We start from the raw sequence: 23,076 nt of genomic DNA, 5'->3' as shown, positions 1-23,076 counted from the left end.
TGCAGCGGTGCTATTAAAGCCGCTGCAACCTGAATTTTTTATATGGTCACAATTTGGCTAAATCCATTTTCTTTTGAGAAAGATTCTATAAAAAAATTCATTCTTTCATTTATCCACTTTTCATCAACTATTATTTTAATTTGTATTTCATTGTATTTCATATTTCTATATAAAAACGATATAAAATCAGTTGATTTGGAATCTAGAAAATGAAAGTTCCAAATTCTAATTATTATTGCTGTTTTCATATACACATCTATAATTTGAGTAACATTGTTAAATAAATAGTAGTCAATTGAACTTGAACTTTTTATTGATGAAACAATATCATCATATTCTAACTTTCTTGAAGCATCATAATGTTCAAAATAATCATGAACTTCATCTAGAATTTCAAATATCCCTTCGTAATTTATTCTTTTTCCAGGACTTTGGCAAATATCAATAAGATATTCTTTGTTTGTTCTAGCTTGTTTAGCAATTTCTTGGTGAAATTTCTTTAGACAAATAGAATCTTCTGATACAAAAAAAGTAATTTTCTTTTTTTCTGACTCGTTTGGAGTATTTTTAGGATTTTTAACTGGTATATATGTATTTTCAACAAAATCTTCTTTAAATTCATCTTTTAAAATATGATGATAAAATTCTTGTATTTTATCGCTAGGGCTAATGTTTAATTCTTTTCTCAGTAAGAGCTTGAGATTTCTGTATGTATTGACAGCAGCCACTTTATTACCTGACTTGTATTGGTACTTAATTATTGCATAATATATAGATTCGTTTAGTGGGTCTATCTTGATAAGTTTGTTTAATTGATTAATTGATTCTCGGATTTCGTTATTATCTGAATATATTTTCGCTAAATCCATTTGTACTTCGAAGTAAAATCTCTGAAGACGTTCTTTCATATTGAACACCCAATCGTTGAACTCAAGATTATCATAAATATAGAAATCTTTTAAAAAATCTCCATTATAAGTGTTAGATATTTTCTTTAAAATATCTAGAGAATTATCTTTTCCAGATATATAAGTTTCAGTTAACCTTTGCCATTCCCTTAAGTCGATTTGTACGTTTTTTTCTTCTATTTCAATAACGTTTTTTCCATGAGAATGAATGATGATATCATTTTCATGCTCGTTAAAAATTTTTCTTAAATGCCATATTGTATATCGAAGGTTACTATAAGCAGATTCTCTTTTATAATTATCCCAAAACATATTAGCAAGTTTCTCTCTATTAAATGTATATTGATTATTCGCTAATATATAGCATAACAATCCTTTATCCTTTAATGAAAATTTATGTGTTATGTCAACGCTGTTGCTTATTATTTTATATGTTCCAAGAAATTTAAATTCAATCATACCTTAATCCTCCAAGAGAATTATGTAATATTTTTCCTGATTTCATTGTTAGTAGAACTTTTATATCCTTAAGGTATTCCTTTTTAATTACTATTGGGTCAGATGAAAGAACTATAATATCAGCTAATTTGTTTTTGTCTATAGTTCCTTTTATATCTTCTTGAAAAATCCCATATGCACCATTTATTGTATACATCTTAAGAGCTTCATAGGTTGAAATTCTTGCATTTTCATTAATCTGATTTGTGGCTGCATATATACCAAGCATTGTATCAATCGGCAGAACATCACTGTCTGAACAACCTGCAACGGTAATACCTTTATCTATAATATCTTTTAAAGGGTTAGTTAATATCGATCGTTCATAACCAATTCGAGTGTCATACATATCTCCTTTTCCTCTGAAATAAAGCTCATATGTAGGATGCATTGCCAATACTAAATTTAATTCTTTAGCTCTCAGTATTTGTTTCTCTGTAGGGAGTTCAAAGTGCTCAATTCGATGTCTTTGATTACTAGTATTATTTTCTCTCATTGCTTGCTCATAGCAATCTAGGAGCATATCTATTGCTCTTGGACCTACAGCATGTATAGCAATTTGAAGCCGTAGATTGTCAGATTGTGATATAAATTCAAATAATTCATCGCGTTTAAAGAATAAAAATCCAGTTGAATTTTTATTATCGCTATATGGTTCGTAAAGAGCTGCATTTTGTGAACGAAATGAGCCGTCCAAGAAAATATCTCCACCTATTCTAGGCAAACCAGCGCCTAAGATTTTAGATGTATTTGTTGTAGAGTAAAATAATTCAACATCAATAGGAAATATGTTTCTGTTATTTAAAATGAAATCCGCATGATTATCATGAAACAAGGAGCCGCCTTCAACAGTAACTGCTGTTGTTATGCCTTTTTTTATAATTTGAGACATCGTTTTATCCAAATTATCTAAATAAATTTTATCGCTTATCATTTCAAACATTTTTTTTCTAGCTATGTAACTTCCACGATTGCTTATTTTTCCGGTAAATCTATTTTGTGAATCCTTTTCAAAAGAGTTAGTTGTGAATGGAATGTTAAATAAGTGCATTGCATAGGAATTCACAATAACTGTATGGAATTCTATACTGCTAAGGATTACAGGAACATTAGGTGCAACAAGGTCTATTTCCCTTCGAGTAGGAAACCTTTTCTCTTTTAAGGTAAAATCTGAAATTCCCTTTCCATATATTAATGGCATATTTCCCATGTTATTTTTTTTAGCTTCAATTAACTCTAATATTTCAGAAATAGATTCTGCTTCAAAACAGTTTATGGCTATGTTGCTTAGAATGGTTGAAACTAAATGAAGATGAGAATCGAAAAAACCTGGAAGTACTGTTTTTTTATATAGATTAATCAATTCAGAATTATCTGATTTTAAATTTAATATCTCGCTGTTTTTTCCTACAGCAACAATTTTATCACCGGATATAGCTATTGCTTCCATCCTCTCAGATTCTTGTTTCATAGTTATAATGTTTCCATTAAATAAGATTTTATCTATATTCAAAATGTATCCTCCTTGTTTATATCATAATTTATTATACAACAAAATTAATAAAAATGATAATAAAAAATGATATTCAAACGATTTTTAAACGATTCATATAATTCTTATCAAACGGAAAGTTGATATAATATCTATATTACCATCACTTAAGTGAATGAAGGTTTTTGGAGGTGTAATATTGAAAGAAAGTAATAACATAATAAATATGCTAAAATTTTTTGTTTCTATTCAAAGTGACACTCACACGGAAATGGAAATTGATATTGAAAATGCAATATTAAAACACATATCTAACATCCCTTATTTTGATACTACGGGAAATTATGGTATGGAAAAGATTCCGACAGATGATTTAGGCAGAAGTATTGTCTGGGCATTAAAAAAGGGTAGTAGTGATAAAACTATTATACTTTTAAATCATCATGATGTAGTAGATGTTAATGACTATGGAAATTTAAAGAATATAGCACATGACACAGAAAGTATTGAAAAAAATTTAAAAAATATAAAGTTAAGTGAAGAAATAACTACAGATTTGTTGTCAGAAGAATGGATATTTGGTCGTGGAACAGCAGATATGAAGGGTGGGATGTGTATACAGCTTAAAGTTCTTGAAGACTTTTCTGAAGATAATAAGTGTGATGTAAATATTTTATTCCTATCTGTACCTGATGAGGAAACGCTTTCGGTGGGAATGCGTCATGCAGGCATATTGCTTAAAAATTTAGAGGAAAAATATCATTTAAAATATTCACTGATAATTAATTCAGAGCCACATAGTAGAGAGGATAAAAATATACCTGTAATATATGAGGGTTCGGTAGGAAAAACAATGATAACAGTCTATGTGAGAGGTGTAAAAAGCCACATTGGCGAAATATTTAACGGTTTCAATCCTAACTTAATCCTTTCTAAAATAATATGTAATACAGAAATAAACAGTGAACTATGTGATAGAGATTTAGGAGAAATAGCACCCCCACCTTCTTGGAGTTTTGCAAGAGATTTTAAGGAGTGTTATGATGCTTCCATACCAGAATCTGCAGGTGGTTTTTTGAGTTTTTTAACTTTAACTAAAACTCCTAAAGATATTTTATCAATAATGAAGAAAATTTGTGCTGATTCTTTATTAGAGTCTATGGAAAGTTATAATAAAAATGCAGATATTTTTTATGGAGATTCAGAACATAGGTGTTCTTTTCCCATAAATGTAAAGCTTTATGATGAATTTTTATCAGATGCAATTAAAAATGATAAAGATAAAGTTGAAAATGTACTAGAAAAAATTTATGCAAGAATTTCTGAGAGTATAAAAGATGGAAAAATTTCTATGCCAGAGAGCAATTTTGAAATTATTAAAGAAATTATGAATTTCACACAGTATAGTGGTCCAACTGTTGTTATTGCAATTTCACCTCCGTATTATCCTCATATCTCAAACGATAAATTTGAACATTTGGATGCTAAAGTTAGAGAAGTATCAAATAGCTTAAATGAAATTAATTTATTGTTATATGGAAGTAATATTAAAAAAAAGCATTACTTCATGGGGATTTCAGATTTGAGTTATGCTGCATTGCAAAACTATGAAGCAACAGTGCCATATATTAAAAACAATATGCCGCTTTGGAATTATGATTTATATTCTATACCGTTTGAAACGATTAATTCTCTTTCAATACCAGTTGTAAATATTGGACCTTGGGGTAAGGATTTGCACAAGTTCACAGAAAGAGTATACATTAAAGATTTAAATACTAACACATATACATTGATTAATGAATTAATAAAGAAATTATTTTCATAAATCTAAAATAAAATAGGAGGTAAATAATGAAAGATGTAATTGTAAATTTTATTAACACTGCAACAGGAATGCTTTGGGGACCTTTCATGCTAATACTTTTACTTGGAGGCGGTGTGTTTCTCTCATTCAGATTAAAGTTTTTGCAAGTAACACATTTTAGTTACATTTGGTCACAGACATTAGGTTCACTATTTAAAAAGAAAAAGGATTCCGATGGTGAAAAAGATGCAGAAGGAAGTCTTACACCATTTCAGGCAATGACTACAGCACTTGCTTCTACTGTTGGGGCAGCAAATATTGTAGGTGTACCAGTAGCGATTTATTTTGGAGGTCCAGGGGCTGTGTTCTGGATGTGGATTACTGCAATTTTAGGAATGATAACTATGTATTCAGAAGTTGTGCTTGGTATAGTATTTAGAGAAAAAAATTCTAACGGTGAGTATGTTGGCGGACCTATGTACTATCTGAAAAATGGCTTAAAATCTAAATTCCTTCAATTCTTTTGTTTGTTATATCCACTATATATGTTATTCTATTTTATGGTGAAAAATTGGCAGAATATCTTTTTGGCAAAACCTTTTCGCTTGTTATGCGCTATGTTTATCTTGGTGCGTGTTTTGCAGGGGCAATTGGTGGATTACAGTTTTTATGGATATTCCTAGATTTTTTGTTTGGATTATCAGTTATACCAAACATGATTGGTGTAATTGGCTTATCGGGGGTTGTAGTTGCTAAAACAAAAGAATTTTTCACATCAGAAGAATACTATTTGAAAGATATAAATAGTAGGAAGAACCTTTTAGCTAAAAAATAGGCTAAAAAAATGAGCTGGTGACTATTCATAGTCCTCAGCTTGTTTTTTTATATATTAGGAAGTTGCGTAGCAACTCTTTTTAACCTCTCCTATAATCTTCTGCGTCATTGCCAGGGATTGAATATACATTCCCTTTGTTGCAATATATGGAGTTAGATGTAAATTCAGGATCTGATGTATTGTCATAATTATATTTTTCTATAATTTCACATTGATTATGACATACATCATATCCATCAAATACAAGAGATATATTTCCCTTACCTTTGGTGAATGACGACAATTCAGATGCATAATTCATTGAAGATGCTACAGGAATTCTACCTTCAAGTACGCTATTGCTTCCAACTGTAACAGGGGAGCTAAAAGACCCATGCATTTTTGTAATATCTGTCATCACTCGACCGCATAGCTCCTGTGGAGCAGTAATCTTAAATTTATAATATGGTTCTAATAATATATTTTGTGCATTTTCAAGTCCATGTCTAATAGCTCTATAAGTAGCTTGGCTGAAATCGCCTCCGGAAGTATGTTTAATATGAGCAGAGCCCTTTATGAGTTCAATGTTTATATCGGTAACAGGCGAACCAGTTAAAATACCTCTTCTACATGCAGGAACAACAAGCTTAGAAACTAGTTTTTGCCATCTTGGATAAAGAATATCATGATTAATATCGCTTGAGTAGCTTATGCCTGAATTTCTTTTGGCTGGGGTTATTTTGAATTTTACATCTGCATAGTGCTTATATGGCTCATAGTGTCCAAATCCAATGGTGTCATTTGTTATAGTCTCCTTATATAAAATTTCAGGTTCCTCAAAATTAACATCTATTCCAAACCTTTCTTTTACTTCATGTTTTAAAACTTCCAGCTGTATAACTCCCATAACATTTATTTGAAGTTGAGACAATGTATTATTCCATTCAACTCCAAGAGAGGGGTCTTCTGTGTTTAAGAGCTTAAAAATACTTAGTACTTCTTTTGGATTAAGAGATGAATCAAAAATCACTTTTGATTGCATTACTGGTTTTAGTGAATAATCTATAAAATCATTACATATCCCAAGTCCCTCACCTATATATGAGTTGTTTATGCCTACCAAAATACCAAATTCACCAGCTGAAAGAGAATTAACTGAATTGAAAATGGAACCACTTGAGACTTTAATTTGGTTAATTTTTTCCTCAATTATACTATCGTTTATGTCGTGTATGATAGTATCCTTTGTTTTAATCAGCCCAGATATAACTTTTATATATGTTAATTTATTATTGGTTTCATGATGTTTTATTTTATAAACAACAGCACCAAAATCATCTTGTGATGAATAATTAGTAAATTCAAATTTATCTATGAAGTTCAGAAATAAATCTATACCTATATTTTTTAATCCTGAGCCACAAAGACATGGATAAATATTGCAAGATGAAAATTGCTTTTTTATACTTTCATTAAGTTCAGAAAATGTAAGTTTTTCATCGTTCAAGTACTTTTCTAATAAATAATCATTTCTTTCAACTAAGAAATCAACAACACTTGAATCGAATTCCGTATCATTAAACAATGGCACAATAGACGAAAATACATCCCCATCATCATTATTAGGTTTTGCAAAAACACATATATCTTTTGTAAAGTTAATATATATATCGTCGTAAGTTTTGTAAAAGTCTGCACCTATTCTATCAAGTTTGTTGATAAAAAATATAGTTGGTATGTTATATTGTCTCAGTAATCTCCAAACTGTTTCTGTATGTCCTTGGATACCTTCTACAGCCGAAATAATTATTACGGCACAATCCAGAATTTTCAAAGACCTTTCCATCTCAGATGAAAAATCAACATGTCCAGGTGTATCGATTATATGTATAGTGGTATCATTATATTTTAACGAAGCTTGGTCTGAAAATACAGTTATTCCTCTTTGTTTTTCTATAGTATGATAATCGAGAACTGTGTTTTTCTTGTCAACCCTACCGACTTCTCTTATTGTGTCTGTGATGTAAAGTATTTGCTCAATAAATGTAGTTTTTCCAGCATCAACATGTGCAACGATTCCTATTGTTTTATTCATATATAACCTCGAAAATTTAGTATACTAATTATACAATATCTGTAATTTATTTTCAATATGTTTATTGCAGATATAAATTACCTTAACAAGGAATGCGAGAAAGATTGTTAAGATATAGGTATAAATTTAAGTAATATTAATACAAATATTAATACAAATATTAATATTAGAAGATGAAGAGATGAATACATGAATATGTTTAATTATTAGTGTTTAATCAATAAATATGTCTTAAAATTTAAATATACTAAAAACAATGAATAAAAATTAATTTAAAAAAACTATTGACAGGGGTAGATATTTAGTGTATCATGAATAAAAATAATTAAAGCGTTGAAGTAGAGAAAAGTATTTTAGACGTTTACAGAGAATTGGTATTGCTGAGAGCCGATAACGAAGAAATATAATATACACTATGGAGCTGGTTTGTTAAAAGGATGTCCGAGTAGACAAACACGTATACCCACGTTACAGGGTTAGAAGTTAATTGACTTCGAAGAGTGATGAGTTATATCATAACTAGGGTGGTACCGCGGATCTTTCGTCCCTATAAGCACATTTGCAATGTAAATGTGTTTATAGGAATGAAAGATTTTTTTTATGCCCTAACCCTATTTTTCGACCGGAGGGAAGAAAAAATAGCGGTAGGTCAAACGCAACGAGTTCCCAATTTATGCGAACGAAAGTGAGTGGATAAATTGGTGAACGAGACTGCGATATCCATCAGCATCAATTAAGTTTGTATTTAAACTTGGCCAAAGTTTTTATAAATAAAAATATCTATTATATTTGGAGGATTATTATGAATTTCAATAAAATAAAAAAAATATTAGCTTTATCATTATGTGTACCTATGATTTTAACAGGATGTAGTCAACCAGCTGCAGACCAAGCTGAAAAGTCTGCTGAAACACCAGCAGTGGAAACGCCAGCTCCAGAATCTACAGAACCTGAAGCAAAGCAAGAATTTAAAATAGGAATATCTCAGTTAGTTGAGCATCCAGCTTTAGATGCATCGAGACAAGGTTTCATAGATCAGCTAAAAGAATTAGGAGTAAATGTTGTGTTTGATGAGAAAAATGCACAAGGAGATGTAGCTAATGCCCAAATTATAGCTGAAAAATTTGTTAAAGATGATGTTGATTTGATATTTACTATTGCGACTCTTACTTCTCAAGCAGCAAAGAAAGCAATAGAAGGAACTGACGTTCCATTGATTTTTACAGCAGTTACAGATCCTGTTTTCTCTCAACTTGTAACCGATAGAAATACTACAGATAACAATATTACTGGTGTAGATGATGCAGCACCAATTAAAGAAAATTTGGAATTATTCACTAAGCTAAAAAAAGATATTAGGGGTGTGGGTATAATATACAATACAGGAGAATCAAATTCAGAAGTTCAAGTCAATAAAACTAAAGAAATTGCAAAAGAAATGGGAATCACAATAGATACTGTAGGAATAACAACAGTTAATGATATACCACAAGCAATTATTACACTATCTAAAAATGTTGATGGATTATATATTATAACAGATAATTTAGTTGCTTCATCAATATCATTGGTTGCAAAACTTGCTGAGGAAAATAAATTAATTACTGTTTCAGCAGATAGTACACATGTAGATGAAGGAATAATGATGGCAGAAGGAATTAGTTTTTATGGAATAGGTAAGCAATCAGCAATAATGGCTAAAAAAATACTTGTAGATAAAGTTGATATAAAAGATATTCCGGTTGAATCAGCACCAGAGTTTGAGATAAAAGTTAATACAAAAGTTATGGAAGCATTAGGATTTACTAAAGATAACAAGGCATTTGAAGGGGCAGAATTTACAGAGCAATAGAAGTACAATAGATTAACAATCGGAGAATGGTATAGAGATAGTAGATTAATAATGGTATTAAAATAATATTCCAATTGTTCTCTAACTATTATCAAACTGTTTTTCAATTGTTCATCAATTCTAGAAAGGACGTTAAGTATGAATTCATTATTATTGACAGCAGTAGAGCAGGGATTAGTATTTTCAATACTTGCAATAGGAGTTTTTATAACATACAAAATATTAGATTTCGCAGATTTATCTGTTGAGGGTACATTTCCTTTTGGAGCTTTCATATTTGCAAGGTTCATTACATTAGGACTTTCACCTATATTAAGCACATTACTATCATTTTTGTTAGGAACATTAGCAGGTCTAATTACCTATACATTAAATATAAAATTGAAAATTAAGGCACTTCTTTCAGGAATTTTAACAATGACATTATTATATTCGATAAATTTGAGGATAAATGGAAAGTCAAATGTTGGATTATTTAATTATAGTTCTATCTTCGATAATATGGAAGAAATAGTTGTACTAATTATTATAGTAGCAATTGTCAAAATTTTAATGGATTTATTTTTAAAAACTGAGGTAGGTTATTTATTAATAGCTACTGGAGATAATGAAACATTAGTTAAATCACTAGGTGAGAATTGCAATAAATATAAATTAATAGGATTAATGCTATCCAATGGGCTGGTTGCATTGAGTGGTGCATTGATGGCACAATTTCAAGGCTTTGCAGATATCACAATGGGAACCTCGATTATAGTAGTAGCTCTTGCATCCATAATAATTGGAGATACAGTATTTAGAAACTCTAGGAAGCTACGTGGTACTACAAGGGCAATAATAGGGGCTGTTACTTATAAACTTATTGGAGCTGTAGCCATTGATTTAGGTTTGGAGCCAACTGATTTAAAGGCAATAAGTGCGTTGATAGTAATAGTATTCTTGAGCTACAACACATTTAGCCCAGACTTAAAAATAAAAAAACAAAAAAAGGAAGGTGCATTATAATGTTAAAAATTAATAATATAAAAAAAACCTTTAACATGGGAACCGAGAATGAATTAATTATATTTGATGATTTTAATCTTAGCATAGAAAAAGGTGAATGTACATCTATCCTTGGAGCTAATGGATGTGGAAAGAGTACCTTGTTTAATATTATAAGCGGTGTATTATCACAAGAAAAAGGCGAAGTAATATTAAATGGCAAAAATATAAATAGCCTTAAAGAAAATGAACGTGCTCAATTTATTGGTAGAGTTCACCAAAATCCATCAATGGGTGTTTCACCTTCTCTTACGATACTTGAAAACATATCGCTTTCAGAAAAAAAATGCCAAAAATTTGGTTTGAAAAAACTAATAAATAGAAATAAAATTGATGATTTTAAAGAAATACTAAAAACATTGGACCTTGGTCTTGAAGATAAATTAAACACAGAAGTTAAGTTTTTATCAGGTGGTCAAAGACAGTCTTTATCTTTATTGATGGCAACATTGAAAAAACCTGAATTGCTATTATTGGATGAGCATACAGCTGCTCTTGATCCTAAAACGTCTAGATTGATTATGGAAAAAACACAGGAATTAATTAAAACTCATTCAATAACAACGATGATGATTTCTCATAACGTGAGAGATGCTATAAAATATTCGGATAGAATAATTATGTTAGATAAAGGTAATGTTGTACTAGATGTTAGGAATGGAGATATTACAGAAAAAGAACTTGTAAGTATTTACAATTCTAGAAATTTCGATAGCTCATTAAGAGAAGCAGTTTAGGATAATTGCTACATTAGAATATATCTATTAAATTACATTGTATGTTTCAATATTTAGTGTATAATAATTATAAGTTCATATCAGGAGAAAAAAATGAGAAATATAAAAATGATTTTAGAATACGATGGTAGTAGATATAAAGGGTGGCAAAAACAAACAAGTGATATAAATACACTGCAAGGTAAACTAGAAGAGGTGTTGTGTAAAATAACTGGAGAAGACATACAGTTAGTTGGATGTGGTAGAACTGATACTGGAGTTCATGCATTAAATTATACAGCTAACTTTCATACCACATGCAACAAAAGCACAGAAGAAATATATAAACTATTAAATTCGATTTTGCCAGATGATATTTATGTAAAATCAATCAAGGATGCAAGCGAGAGATTTCATGCAAGATATAATATATTATCAAAAACATATATGTACAGGATTAATAACTCAACATATAAAAATGTGTTTGACAGAAAATATATTCATCACATAAATGACAAATTAGATTTAGATTTAATGAAACAATGTGCAGATATTTTAATAGGGACACATGATTTCCAAAGCTTTACAACTCTAAAATCCAAAACTAAATCTACAGTTAGAACTATAAATTACATTAAAATCACACAAAACAAGGGTATTGTTGAAATAGATGTTAATGGAAATGGCTTCCTTTGGAATATGGTTAGAATAATTTTAGGAACGTTAATTGAAGCTGGAAAAGGAAATTTAAAACCAAAAGATATACAAAATATATTGAGTTCAAAGAAACGTTCAGAAGCAGGGCCTATGGTCCCAGCTAAAGCATTATTTTTAAAGGATGTTGAATATTAATAGTTGATAAATTTATATAAAAATGGAAGGTAATGATACCTTCCATTTTTAGAGAATAACTATATTTAATAGTTTTTAATCTTCTATCAATGATCCTTCGGAAGTAACAATTTTATATCCCCAAGGAATCATTTTTCCAGAATTTATTATTGCTGTTTTAACGGCATTTACAATTCCAGTACAACATGGAACTTCCATTCTTAAAACAGTTATGCTTTTAACATCATTGTTTTTTAAAATAGCAGTTAATTTTTCTGAATAATCTATATCATCGAGCTTTGGACAACCTATTATAGTTATTCTACCTTTCATAAAATCCTGATGAATATTAGCATAAGCAAAAGCTGTACAGTCGGCAGCTACAAGAATATGTGCTCCATTAAAATACGGTGCATTTGGAGAAACAAGTTTAATTTGAACAGGCCATTGTCTAAGTTCACTTGCGATTTTTACTTTTTCTGTTGAAACTGCTGGAGTATCAACTTTATTGTGTTTAATTTCCTTTGCGTGATGCCCAGGACAACCACATGGTAATGGTTCAGTGCTTAATTTTTTTTCTTTCATACGCTTTTCAACCAACTCCTTATCAAATTCTTCAGCATCTCTTTCTATAATTTCAATTGCATCCACAGGACATTCTGGCAGACAATCACCTAGACCGTCACAATATGAATCAGATATTAAAACTGCTTTACCATTTATTAATTCTAATGCACCTTCATGACATGCATTTACACATAGACCGCAACCGTTACATTTTTCTTCATGAATTTTAACTATTTTTCTTTTCATATTTATCTCCCCTGAAATATATTTTTCTTTACTTGTTTATTATATTATAATAAAATAAAATTACAATGTATGTAACATATGTTACGATAAATAGGAGGTTTAAATGGATGCAATAATTCGAAAAATTAAGGAAAATCAGTTATTTAATGGACTTGATTTTCACGAAATAGAAAAAATTTTCACGTGTTGCAAAGCTAATATACAAAAATATAAAGATAATCAGGCCGTTTTTGAAAAAGATGATATTGTAAAAAATGTTGGAATTGTACTGGAAGGAGAATTCAATTTAGTATCTCAAAAATATAATGGAAGTAGGGTTATCGTAACTACTTTAGGTTTCAATGACTTATTTGGAGAAGCATTAATATTTTCATCGGCAAGGACTTCACCTTATGATTTGATTAGTTCAGGAGAAAGCAAAGCATTGTTTATACCTAAGAAATTTTTCATTGACATGTGTCCAAATAGCTGTAATTTTCATAAAGTTCTTATAAATAATATGTTGGCAATTTTATCAGATAAAATAATAATGCTTAACGGAAAAATGAAAATATTAAATGCTGAAACAATAAAGAGCAAAATTGCTGTATATTTTTTGTCTTTATACAAAAAAACAAATAAACTATCATTTGATATACCTATGAAAAGACAGGAGTTTGCTGAATTTTTAAATATAACAAGACCATCTTTATCTAGAGAGCTTTCTTCCATGCAAAATGAAAATATTATTGATATATACAGGTCATCCATTAAAATATTAGATCTAGAAAAATTATATGAACTTTCAGAATAAAAACTAGTAATATATTGATGATATTAATGTTTTATGATACAATATTAATATTATTGAAAACGAAAGCATTATAAAATAAACAGCAGTGATAGGTGGGGAGAGAACTATGAAGCCTAAGTTTATACATACATCAGATATTCATTTAGGAATGAAATTTAATAATAAAAATTTCAGCTTGAAGGAACGAGAAAAAAGAAGAGAAGAACTTTGGGATACTTTTGATGAAATAATTAAAATAGTTAAAGAAGATAAAATAAAGTACTTGTTCATTGTTGGAGACATGATTGAATCAGAATATTTTAATTTTAAAAGTCTTAAAAGAATCATACAGAAATTTAAAAGCATAGAACATACTAAGATAATTATCACATGTGGTAGCAGTGATCCGTATAATATAAATAGCATGTATGATTATGTTGATTTTCCTGAAAATGTTTATCTAATAAGGAATACAGAACATGTTCAAAATCTTAATTTCGATGAGGACAACCTGAGTATATATTCAATTAGTTTTAATAAATCAGTAGATAGTCAAAATTTTCAAGCAGTTTATGATATATCTGTTAATGAGGAAAAAATAAATGTATTATTGTTATACAGTGATATAGAAAAAACAGGCAATGAAATTTTAAATAATAAACTTAATGTTGATTTAATTAAGAATAAATTTGATTATTGTGCTTTAGGAGGGAAACATAATTATAATAAGTTGAAAAATAATGTTGTATATTCTGGTACGCCTGAACCAATTTCATTCAATGAAGGGGATGAACATGGTGTAATAAAGGGATATCTTGAGAAAAAAAATCCAACTTTTGATTTTTGTAATATAGCTAAAAGAAAATTTATTAATAGAAATATAGATATAGATATTACTTATGGTTATAATAAAATTCTTGATTTAATTAAATTTTCAGGAGATACTTTTTCAAATATTAAGGACTATGTTAGGGTTAATTTGACAGGGACTGTTAATATAGACATATCAATAGATGAAATAAAAAATGAGGCAAAGCAATTTTTTTATTATATAGAGTTCGAAGATAATTTTTCATATAAGAATTTTGATGAAAAAAAATATGAAGAGAATGAGTTTAATATAGTTGAAAGTTACAAGCTTCAATTTGAGAATCGTTGTGATAAGCTAGAACGAGAAGCATTTAAATTAGGACTTGACGTATTGAGAAAAGAAAAGGTGGTAAGATAGTTATGTACATAAATAAATTATATCTTAGAGCTTTTGGCAAATTCGTATATAAAAGGATTTATCTTGGGAAAAAGTTAAACATTATATACGGAGAAAATGAAACCGGAAAAAGCACCATCCATAGTTTTATCGAGTCTGTTTTATATGGTTTTGATGATGCAAATGGTTTAGATTTATATAAAAAATATAAGCCATGGGATAGCAATTTATATAAAGGTTCTATTACAATAGATGGATTTAATAACAATAAATATTTAGTTACAAAAGATTTTTTGCTTGGAACAACTAAAATATTTAATAAAGAATTTGATGATAGTGATGTTTCTGATAATCTCGATAATCCTATAAGCGATGCAGAAAACTCAGATTGTCCTGGTGCATATTTTTTTAATATGAATAAAACTTCATATAGGAATACAGTTAGCATTAAACAACTTGGAAATAAAACAGATAAAGAATTATCTGTAGAGGTTACAAATAAGATCATTAATTTGAGCAAGTCAAAAGATGAATCAATTTCAATTGAAAGAATACTAGCTTCTCTAAATAGAATTAAAGAAGAGGCTGGGAGCGAAGATAATCCAAAAACTCTTTTAGGGCAATATGCTATAAGACTCAAGGACCTTAATAATACTAAAGAAATAATTATTAATAGAAACAGACAAGTAATGTTTTTAAGCATGGAAAAAAAGAAGTTAATGGGTAAAATTCAAGAAATAGGAATGCATATAAATGATTTAAACAAAGATCTTTTAACATGTGAACTCTTAATAGAAAAGGATAAATACACCAAATCTGTTCCAATAAAAGCTGAACTTGATGAAATAAATCAAGAATTATCTCAATATAAAAACGACATTTTAAAAGAATATTCTGATATAGATTTTGATGATATATCCAAATTAAACATAGAGTTAGATTTAATGCGCAGTAAAAGACATGAATTAAGAGTTCAAAAAGAAGAACTAGATGAAAAACTTAAAAATCTTAGAGAAGATGTTTCAAATCGTATTAAAAATGATTTTGATATTGATAAAATGAATGATAATTTTATCAATTATCAAAAAAATAATAATAAGATTACTGAGCTTAGAAATAAGATATTATTGGGTACAGAAAGCTTAAAAGGATATGACTTTAATGAAATTAATAAATTTATTGAACACTATGAAGTAGTTGAAGAAAACAATAATAAAATTGATATGATAAAATTGCTCCTCAGTGATAAAAATTATGATTTAATGATGAAATTCATAAAGTCACAAAATTTAAAGGGATTTATGTTTGTATTACTTGGAACGTTATTTTTGTTAGCGGCAGGATATTCTGGATATATGGTATATTATTTTAATGCAGTAGAATATTATGGTGGATTATCTACAATTTTACTTGGAATTATTTCTTATATAATGGCTATTAAATCTGGGAGAAGAGTATCAAGTGCAAGAAAAGAAATTGAAAGTATAGAGTGTCAGCATCTCGATTACAATAAAATTGTAAAAGAATTGGAAAATGAAAATGATGAAATATTCAAAGAGACAGGATGCACGAACATAGAGGAATTTAAAAGTACATATGAAAAAAAAGAAAAAGAACAAAATATTATAACAGAAAAAACAAAGCTAATAAATTTTGATAAAGAAAGTTTAGATAAATTAGTTATTATTAATAGTAATTTAGAGAAAAATATGTTAAATGATTTGGCTATATTTGATATATTAGAAATATCAAGCGAAAGTGTTGAAAAGGCAAATGAAATTTACAATAGAAAAGATTTAGTACAAGAGGAAATTTTAAAAACACAAAATTTAGCAGATGAGAAAAACCAAGTTCTTAATATAATGGATAAAGAAATATCATTTGAAGAAAAAAGGTTCAGTGTAATATTAAATTCAAATAAAATGAGTAGTTTTGATGAATTTAAAGAAATAGTTTCACAAAATGAAAAAATCATGGATCTCAAAACTAAAAAAGTGTACTGTGAAAATTTACTTAGTACATTGCTTGGGAAAAGGAGCTTAGAAGAATTAAGAATTAAAACTAAAGATCTACAAAATTTTGATGCAAAAGAAATAGATGAAAAAGAATATCAAATTAAAATTTTTAAACTAAATGAAGAAAGAAATCAAGTACAAATAAATATTAATAATATAGATAAAGAAATAGATGAAATTGAAAACACTATAAGAAATTTAGCAGAAGTTGAAGAAGAAATTGAGTTTTATGAAGATAAAATAAGCTTCTTCAAAGAAAAGATACAAGTGGCTAAAATAGCTTCAGAAAAAATAATTGAAATATCAGATTCAATTAAAGGAGACTTCATGCCTTTGTTAAAAAAATCTATAAGTGAAAATTTTGCTTATGTTACGGGTGGTAAGTATAAAGAAGTTGCAATAGATGAAGATATGAATATTTCAATTGTTAGTGAGGACAATAATAATAGAAATATAAGTATCGATAGTCTGAGCGGTGGAACAATAGATCAATTGTATTTGTCGCTTAGAATTAGTTTAAGTAATATATTAAGTGGAAATCAAAATATACCAATTATTCTTGATGACAGTTTCGTCCAGTATGATTCAAATAGATTAAAAAAGTCAATTGAAATGCTTGCTAAGGAAAGTGAAAGAAGACAAGTTATATTATTTACTTGTCAAGAAAGAGAAGTCGAGATTGCTAAAAGTATGAATTTGAAGTTCAATTTAATAAAATTATAATTAAGGAATATAAATAATGAAAATATTTGCTATAGGAGATTTACATTTTGATCACAAGAATGAAAAACCAATGAATATCTTTGGAGATAATTGGATTAATCATGAGGGAAAAATCATAAAAAATTGGGAAAATATTGTTAGCAAAGAGGATTTAGTTTTGGTGCCAGGTGATATATCTTGGGCAACTAAATTAGAAGATGCAAAAGCTGATTTGCTAAAGATTGATGAGTTGCCAGGAATTAAGATTTTAGGCAAAGGAAATCATGACTATTGGTGGGCAACCTCCAACAAGCTCGATATGCTTGGAATGAAAACTATTAAATTTTTGAAAAACAATTCTTACGAGTACAAGGATGTAATAGTTTGTGGAACTAGAGGCTGGGATTCTATGGAAGAGCATTCTATTGAATATTCAAATGAAAAAATTTTTTTGAGGGAGATTAATAGATTCAAGATATCACTAAAACAATGTAATTATAGTAAAAAACATAAAATAGCTATGCTTCACTTCCCCCCATTTAGCAATGATGGTGAGCCAAATGAATTTTTTTCATTAATGAAGGATTATGAGATAAACACATGCATATATGGTCATCTTCATGGGGAAGATGGTCATAAGAATATAAGAGAAGGAATTATTGATGATATATCGGTATATTGTGTATCAAGTGACTACATTGATTTTAAATTGAAAAGAATTATGTGAGTATCAGCACTACATTTAAGATGTGGTGCTTTTATTAATATAAAATAATGGAGTTGCATCTTGTTTATAATTTGAAAACATATCGCATATTTAGCACTTGACATGAATACATTATAATAGTATTATTTATTTATAATAATTAAATAAAAAACAAATTTTTTAGGATGGTGATTGTATGGCTAAAATGGACGCGCTAGTAAAAAAATATGCAAAACCTGGATTATGGCTTGAAAAAGTAGATTTACCAACTGTTGAAGAAGGAGAAGTTCTTATAAAAATTCACAAAACAGCTATATGCGGAACTGATGTGCATATTTATGTTTGGAATCAATGGGCACAAGATACGATACCTGTTCCAATGACTATTGGACATGAGTTTGTGGGTGAAATCGTAGAACTTGGTAAAGGCGTAAAAGACTTGCATGTAGGGGATTTAGTTTCTGGAGAAGGTCATATTGTCTGTGGAAAGTGTAGAAATTGTTTGGCTGGTAGAAGACATTTGTGCAAAGATACTAAGGGTGTAGGAGTAAATAGGACGGGAATATTTTCTGAATACGTTGCTTTACCAGTTACAAATGTTTGGCTTTGTGATAAATCAATACCTGAAGAAGTATTTAGCATTTTCGATCCATTTGGCAATGCTGTCCATACGGCACTATCGTTTGATTTACTTGGAGAAGATGTGCTTATTACAGGAGCTGGTCCTATTGGAATTATGGCAGGAGCTGTTGCAAAACATGCAGGTGCAAGATATGTAGTAGTAACTGATATTAACGACTATAGACTTGAACTTGCAAAAAATATGGGAGTTACAAGAACTGTTAACACTAAGAAAGAAAAACTTAGTGATGTTATGAAAGAACTTGGGATGAAAGAAGGATTTGATGTTGGGCTTGAAATGTCAGGAAATGAAATAGCTTTAAACGACATGATAAATAATATGACGCATGGCGGTAAGCTAGCAATGCTTGGAATTCAAGAAACAGGAACATCTATAGATTGGAATAAAGTAGTATTTAATGGACTTCATATAAAAGGTATTTATGGAAGAGAGATGTTTGAAACATGGTATAAGATGACTGCAATGTTAAAGTCAGGGTTGGATATTTCTTCAGTTATTACACATAGATATCACTATACAGATTTCATTGAAGGATTTGAGGCAATGACAAGCGGAAAATCAGGAAAGGTAATACTTGATTGGACTACAAAAAAATAATAAAGAGAGGATAAAAATATGTACGGTGAAACTAAACAATTATATACAGAGATATTAAATGATATAAAAGTAAGTGGCCTTTGGAAAGAAGAACGAATTATAACTACACCACAAAGCAGTAAAATTGATACTACTAAAGTTGATGGAGTTCTAAATATGTGTGCAAATAATTATCTTGGTTTAGCAGATAATCTTGAAGTTATTGAAGCAGCAAAAAAAGCATATGATAATTGGGGATATGGACTATCTTCTGTAAGATTTATATGTGGAACTCAAGAAATACACAAAATATTAGAACAAAAACTGAGTGAATTTTTATCTACAGATGATACCATCCTTTATTCATCGTGTTTTGATGCAAATGGAGGATTGTTTGAAACCATAACAACAGCAGATGATGCAATAATTAGCGATGAACTAAATCATGCTAGTATTATTGATGGTGTAAGATTAAGTAAAGCTAAGAAATATAGATATAAAAACAATGATATGACATCATTAGAAGAACAGCTAATTCAAGCAGAAAAAGACGGAGCTAAAATAAAACTCATTGCAACTGATGGAGTATTTTCCATGGATGGGATTATTGCAAATTTAAAAGGAATTTGTGATTTAGCAGATAAATACAATGCACTTGTAATGGTAGATGATAGTCATGCTGTTGGATTTGTTGGCAAGACTGGAAGAGGAACTCCTGAGTACAGAGAAGTAGTTGGAAGAGTTGATATAATTACAGGCACACTAGGTAAAGCACTTGGTGGAGCAAGTGGTGGATATACTAGTGGTAGAAAAGAAATTATAGATTTGCTTAGACAGCGTTCAAGACCATATTTGTTTTCAAATACACTAGCTCCAGCAATTGCAGCAGCTTCAATAAAGGTTTTAGAAATGTTAACTAGTAGCACCAAATATAGAGATAAGTTAGAAGAAAGTACAAAGTATTTCAGGCAAGAAATAAAAAAGATAGGTTTGACTATAATAGATAGTGAACATCCAATTGTTCCGATAATGTTAGGAGATGCAGTGCTATCTCAAAAAATGGCTGAAATATTGCTAGAAAAGGGTGTATATGCAATTGGCTTCTATTTTCCAGTAGTACCAAAGGGAAAAGCAAGAATAAGAACGCAGATATCTGCTGCACATTCGAAAGAAGATTTAGATTTTGCTTTAAATGCATTTAGAGAAGTAAAAGAAGAACTTGGAATATAGATAAATTATATTATATGCAAATTAACTATTAAAGCCCATGATAACTATCATGAGCTTTTTAGCATTTTAAATATAAATTAATGTGTTACTATTTTATTTAAATATCTGCGTTGATTATTAGTCCATCGATGAACTTTCTAATATGTACTTTTCCCGATGACTTTCGTTTTCCTCTTATAAAATCCATTTCGTTTTTTACTTCTTCAAAGTTAAATAAACTGCTTGAATATATGATAAAAATTTCGTTCATATAATCTTCAATTCCTAAATGAGCTATATTAGATAAACCTTTTGAAATTGCTCGACGCATTCTTTGATCCATGCTTTTAGGATTTTGATTTAAAAAATTGCTGATTTCAGTTATACTCGTCTCAGAGAGGTTTAGATCGTTTTCAATTAAATATTTACATATGTTTACAATATCTGATTCTCCCTTTTCTCCAGTCATTCCTAATTTGTTTAAAATTAGCTGTATTTTTTTAATTTTTACATTTTGAATATCTTTAGACGAATTTACTTCATGTGATTCGTTGTTGCTTGAAAATATACTTTTTATATTTCTCAGTGTTTCTTCATAGCCTATTTTTTCAGAAACGTTTTGAATTACATTTCTAACTTTAATTGCATTTATTGGTTTATTTATGAAAAAATCTATTCCAGCAGTATAAGCAGTGCTAATCATATTTTTTGATGAAACCTGTGATATCATAATAAATTTTAAATTCTTGTCAATCTTTACGAGTTCTTCTACAATAGTTATGCCATCCTTTTTAGGTATCAAAAGATCAACTAAAACTAGATCGGGTTTAAGTGATATTATGTCGTTTATACAGTTTCCATCTAAGGAGTGTCCACATACCTTACCTAAATCATAATCTTCAATTATGCTTTCAAGCATTTTTACAATAGCTATATCATCATCAATAATAAATATTTTCAATTAATCCTCCTAAACTTGAGTAATTTGATTTTAAATAATAAGTAGATTATTCTATTATTATTATATACGAATATTTCCTACATAACAAATATTTTTAAAATATTATATAAAATAAGTATAACTTATGTAATTGGTATTATGATATACTTATTAAAGTTGGAGGTAGTAAATGCAGATTATTAAAAAGTATTTAATTACAGTTATTGCAATAACTCTTATAGGCGAATTATATTTTTATCCATTTGATGGCAGCTTTAGATTTTCTGCTGGTGTTGTAGCTTTTAGTTTGGTAATAATGTTGGTGGATGATTTCAATATTATTTTATTATCAATTTATACTGGCCTTTCTGTTTTTGCTTTAAGATTTATTATAGATTTATTTTCTATTAAAGATGAAATAATAGAAATTGTATTGGCAAATTTCCCATCAACCATATATTATATTTTATTTGGAATTTTAGCTGTGTTTTTTACAGTAAGAAAAAACAAGGAAAATCCATACTTGATGATAATGACATTATTTTCTATAGATGTAATATGTAATTTGGTTGAAGCAATTACTAGGAGCAATTTAAATTCTTACTTGTTTAAATTCATCATTATAATAGGCTTATTGAGAAGTATATCATCATGTGGTATTTATATATTAATAGAAAATAGAAATAATATTATTAGAAAAAAGGAACATCAAAAACGATATATGCAATTAAATACTCTTGTTTCTAATATACAAGCAGAGTTGTTTTATTTAAAGAAATCAACATCAGATATTGAAAGTGTAATGGATAAAAGTTATTCGCTTTATAAAAATAACAAAAATAATGCAAGCATAAGTGAGAATGCCTTAGATATTGCTAGAGATGTACATGAAATAAAAAAAGATTATTATAGAGTATTAGGTGGATTTGAGAATTTCTTAAATGAATTTGAAACAAATGAAACCATGAGCTTTAAGGACTTATCATTTATCATAGAAGGCAATAGCAAAAGATATATCAAAGAAAATAATAAGGATATTAAGATAGTAGTTACAATTAATGACAATATATATATTAAAAAATATTATTCTTTATTCACAATATTAAATAACTTAATAATAAATTCTATTGATGCTATTAAAATGAGTGGTAGTATAAAAATATTACAAACTACTACTGAAAATAATATCTTATTATATATTATAGATGATGGAGGGGGCATTGATCCTAATGTTATTCCGTATATATTTAATCCAGGTTTTACTACAAAATTTGACAGGAAAACAGGAAACTCATCTACAGGTATAGGTCTTTCTCATGTTAAAAATATAATTGATGAGTTAGATGGAGAAATAAAAGTAGAGTCAAACACTAAAAAGACTGAATTTACAGTTGTAATTCCTAAAGCTTCGTTACTGACATGATAATATTAAGCAA

The 23,076-nt window shown here is 28.7% G+C and carries 18 protein-coding genes, 1 pseudogene and 1 other annotated feature; of the genes and pseudogenes, 14 read left to right on the top strand and 5 right to left on the bottom strand.

Translation table 11 applies throughout. The features are described from left to right. Positions 1-38: 38 nt before the first annotated feature. On the bottom strand, positions 39-1,367 hold the full coding sequence (locus J2Z76_RS01910) for an AfsR/SARP family transcriptional regulator (RefSeq protein ID WP_209510286.1): 1,329 nt from the start codon (positions 1,365-1,367) through the stop codon (positions 39-41). Beyond that, entirely contained in the window at positions 1,360-2,919 is a 1,560-nt protein-coding gene (locus tag J2Z76_RS01905; protein WP_209510285.1) for an amidohydrolase, read from the bottom strand. Before J2Z76_RS01905 ends, J2Z76_RS01910 begins: the two co-directional genes overlap by 8 nt. 178 nt (positions 2,920-3,097) lie before the next feature. Here J2Z76_RS01905 and J2Z76_RS01900 point away from each other — a divergent pair, with 178 nt between their 5' ends. The 3 genes and pseudogenes from J2Z76_RS01900 to J2Z76_RS17035 all read left to right on the top strand — a co-directional run bounded on the left by J2Z76_RS01900 (position 3,098) and on the right by J2Z76_RS17035 (position 5,540). Continuing rightward, positions 3,098-4,726, top strand: coding sequence for a M20/M25/M40 family metallo-hydrolase (locus tag J2Z76_RS01900; RefSeq protein ID WP_209510284.1), 1,629 nt, complete (start codon positions 3,098-3,100; stop codon positions 4,724-4,726). 26 nt (positions 4,727-4,752) lie between these two features. Then, positions 4,753-5,232: pseudogene (locus J2Z76_RS17040) on the top strand (alanine:cation symporter family protein); the annotation flags it as partial. A gap of 83 nt (positions 5,233-5,315) precedes the next feature. Continuing rightward, positions 5,316-5,540 carry an alanine:cation symporter family protein gene (locus J2Z76_RS17035; RefSeq protein ID WP_425347551.1) on the top strand — a complete coding sequence of 75 codons (225 nt, stop codon included), beginning with the start codon at positions 5,316-5,318 and terminating at the stop codon, positions 5,538-5,540. Between the two features lie 79 nt (positions 5,541-5,619). On the opposite strand, the gene J2Z76_RS01890 is transcribed toward J2Z76_RS17035, so the two are convergent. After that, positions 5,620-7,614, bottom strand: a complete 1,995-nt coding sequence (locus J2Z76_RS01890; RefSeq protein WP_209510283.1) for a GTP-binding protein — start codon at positions 7,612-7,614, stop codon at positions 5,620-5,622. A gap of 324 nt (positions 7,615-7,938) precedes the next feature. Further along, positions 7,939-8,166, top strand: a binding site (T-box leader). A 250-nt stretch (positions 8,167-8,416) separates the two neighbouring features. Between J2Z76_RS01890 and J2Z76_RS01885 the strand changes: the two genes are divergently transcribed. The 4 genes from J2Z76_RS01885 to truA all read left to right on the top strand — a co-directional run bounded on the left by J2Z76_RS01885 (position 8,417) and on the right by truA (position 12,078). Beyond that, positions 8,417-9,466 carry an ABC transporter substrate-binding protein gene (locus tag J2Z76_RS01885; protein WP_209510282.1) on the top strand — a complete coding sequence of 350 codons (1,050 nt, stop codon included), beginning with the start codon at positions 8,417-8,419 and terminating at the stop codon, positions 9,464-9,466. Between the two features lie 138 nt (positions 9,467-9,604). Further along, the gene (locus tag J2Z76_RS01880; protein ID WP_209510281.1) at positions 9,605-10,471 is read left to right on the top strand and encodes an ABC transporter permease; all 867 of its coding nucleotides are present in this window, start codon (positions 9,605-9,607) and stop codon (positions 10,469-10,471) included. After that, positions 10,471-11,247, top strand: a complete 777-nt coding sequence (locus J2Z76_RS01875) for an ABC transporter ATP-binding protein (protein WP_209510280.1) — start codon at positions 10,471-10,473, stop codon at positions 11,245-11,247. The genes J2Z76_RS01880 and J2Z76_RS01875 overlap by 1 nt, the downstream gene beginning before the upstream one ends. A gap of 93 nt (positions 11,248-11,340) precedes the next feature. Further along, the gene (gene truA / locus J2Z76_RS01870; protein ID WP_209510279.1) at positions 11,341-12,078 is read left to right on the top strand and encodes a tRNA pseudouridine(38-40) synthase TruA; all 738 of its coding nucleotides are present in this window, start codon (positions 11,341-11,343) and stop codon (positions 12,076-12,078) included. Between the two features lie 75 nt (positions 12,079-12,153). Here truA and J2Z76_RS01865 read toward each other — a convergent pair whose 3' ends face one another. After that, the gene (locus J2Z76_RS01865; RefSeq protein ID WP_209510278.1) at positions 12,154-12,870 is read right to left on the bottom strand and encodes an ATP-binding protein; all 717 of its coding nucleotides are present in this window, start codon (positions 12,868-12,870) and stop codon (positions 12,154-12,156) included. A 103-nt stretch (positions 12,871-12,973) separates the two neighbouring features. Between J2Z76_RS01865 and J2Z76_RS01860 the strand changes: the two genes are divergently transcribed. The 6 genes from J2Z76_RS01860 (at position 12,974) to J2Z76_RS01835 (ending at position 20,721) form a co-directional block, all read left to right on the top strand. Further along, positions 12,974-13,663, top strand: coding sequence for a Crp/Fnr family transcriptional regulator (locus tag J2Z76_RS01860; protein WP_209510277.1), 690 nt, complete (start codon positions 12,974-12,976; stop codon positions 13,661-13,663). A 106-nt stretch (positions 13,664-13,769) separates the two neighbouring features. Continuing rightward, positions 13,770-14,870: a metallophosphoesterase family protein gene (locus J2Z76_RS01855; RefSeq protein ID WP_209510276.1), complete on the top strand. Its 1,101-nt coding sequence runs from the start codon at positions 13,770-13,772 to the stop codon at positions 14,868-14,870. 2 nt (positions 14,871-14,872) lie between these two features. Further along, positions 14,873-17,587 carry an ATP-binding protein gene (locus J2Z76_RS01850; RefSeq protein WP_209510275.1) on the top strand — a complete coding sequence of 905 codons (2,715 nt, stop codon included), beginning with the start codon at positions 14,873-14,875 and terminating at the stop codon, positions 17,585-17,587. A 16-nt stretch (positions 17,588-17,603) separates the two neighbouring features. Beyond that, positions 17,604-18,293: a metallophosphoesterase gene (locus J2Z76_RS01845; RefSeq protein ID WP_209510274.1), complete on the top strand. Its 690-nt coding sequence runs from the start codon at positions 17,604-17,606 to the stop codon at positions 18,291-18,293. Between the two features lie 184 nt (positions 18,294-18,477). Then, a complete protein-coding gene (tdh, locus tag J2Z76_RS01840; RefSeq protein WP_209510549.1) occupies positions 18,478-19,512 on the top strand; it encodes an L-threonine 3-dehydrogenase in 1,035 nt (344 codons plus the stop codon). Between the two features lie 18 nt (positions 19,513-19,530). Further along, a complete protein-coding gene (locus J2Z76_RS01835) occupies positions 19,531-20,721 on the top strand; it encodes a glycine C-acetyltransferase (protein WP_209510273.1) in 1,191 nt (396 codons plus the stop codon). Positions 20,722-20,818: 97 nt separating this feature from the next. On the opposite strand, the gene J2Z76_RS01830 is transcribed toward J2Z76_RS01835, so the two are convergent. Then, positions 20,819-21,661 carry a response regulator gene (locus J2Z76_RS01830; protein ID WP_209510272.1) on the bottom strand — a complete coding sequence of 281 codons (843 nt, stop codon included), beginning with the start codon at positions 21,659-21,661 and terminating at the stop codon, positions 20,819-20,821. Positions 21,662-21,830: 169 nt separating this feature from the next. On the opposite strand from J2Z76_RS01830, the gene J2Z76_RS01825 reads away from it, so the two are divergent. Then, complete coding sequence (locus J2Z76_RS01825; protein ID WP_209510271.1) at positions 21,831-23,063, top strand: ATP-binding protein; 1,233 nt, start codon at positions 21,831-21,833, stop codon at positions 23,061-23,063. Positions 23,064-23,076: the final 13 nt, after the last annotated feature.

The sequence above is a fragment of the Sedimentibacter acidaminivorans genome, from assembly GCF_017873955.1.
In the GTDB taxonomy this organism is placed as follows: domain Bacteria; phylum Bacillota; class Clostridia; order Tissierellales; family Sedimentibacteraceae; genus Sedimentibacter; species Sedimentibacter acidaminivorans.
Note: the sequence above shows the minus strand (reverse complement) of the source record. Positions and strands in the feature narration are given on the sequence as shown.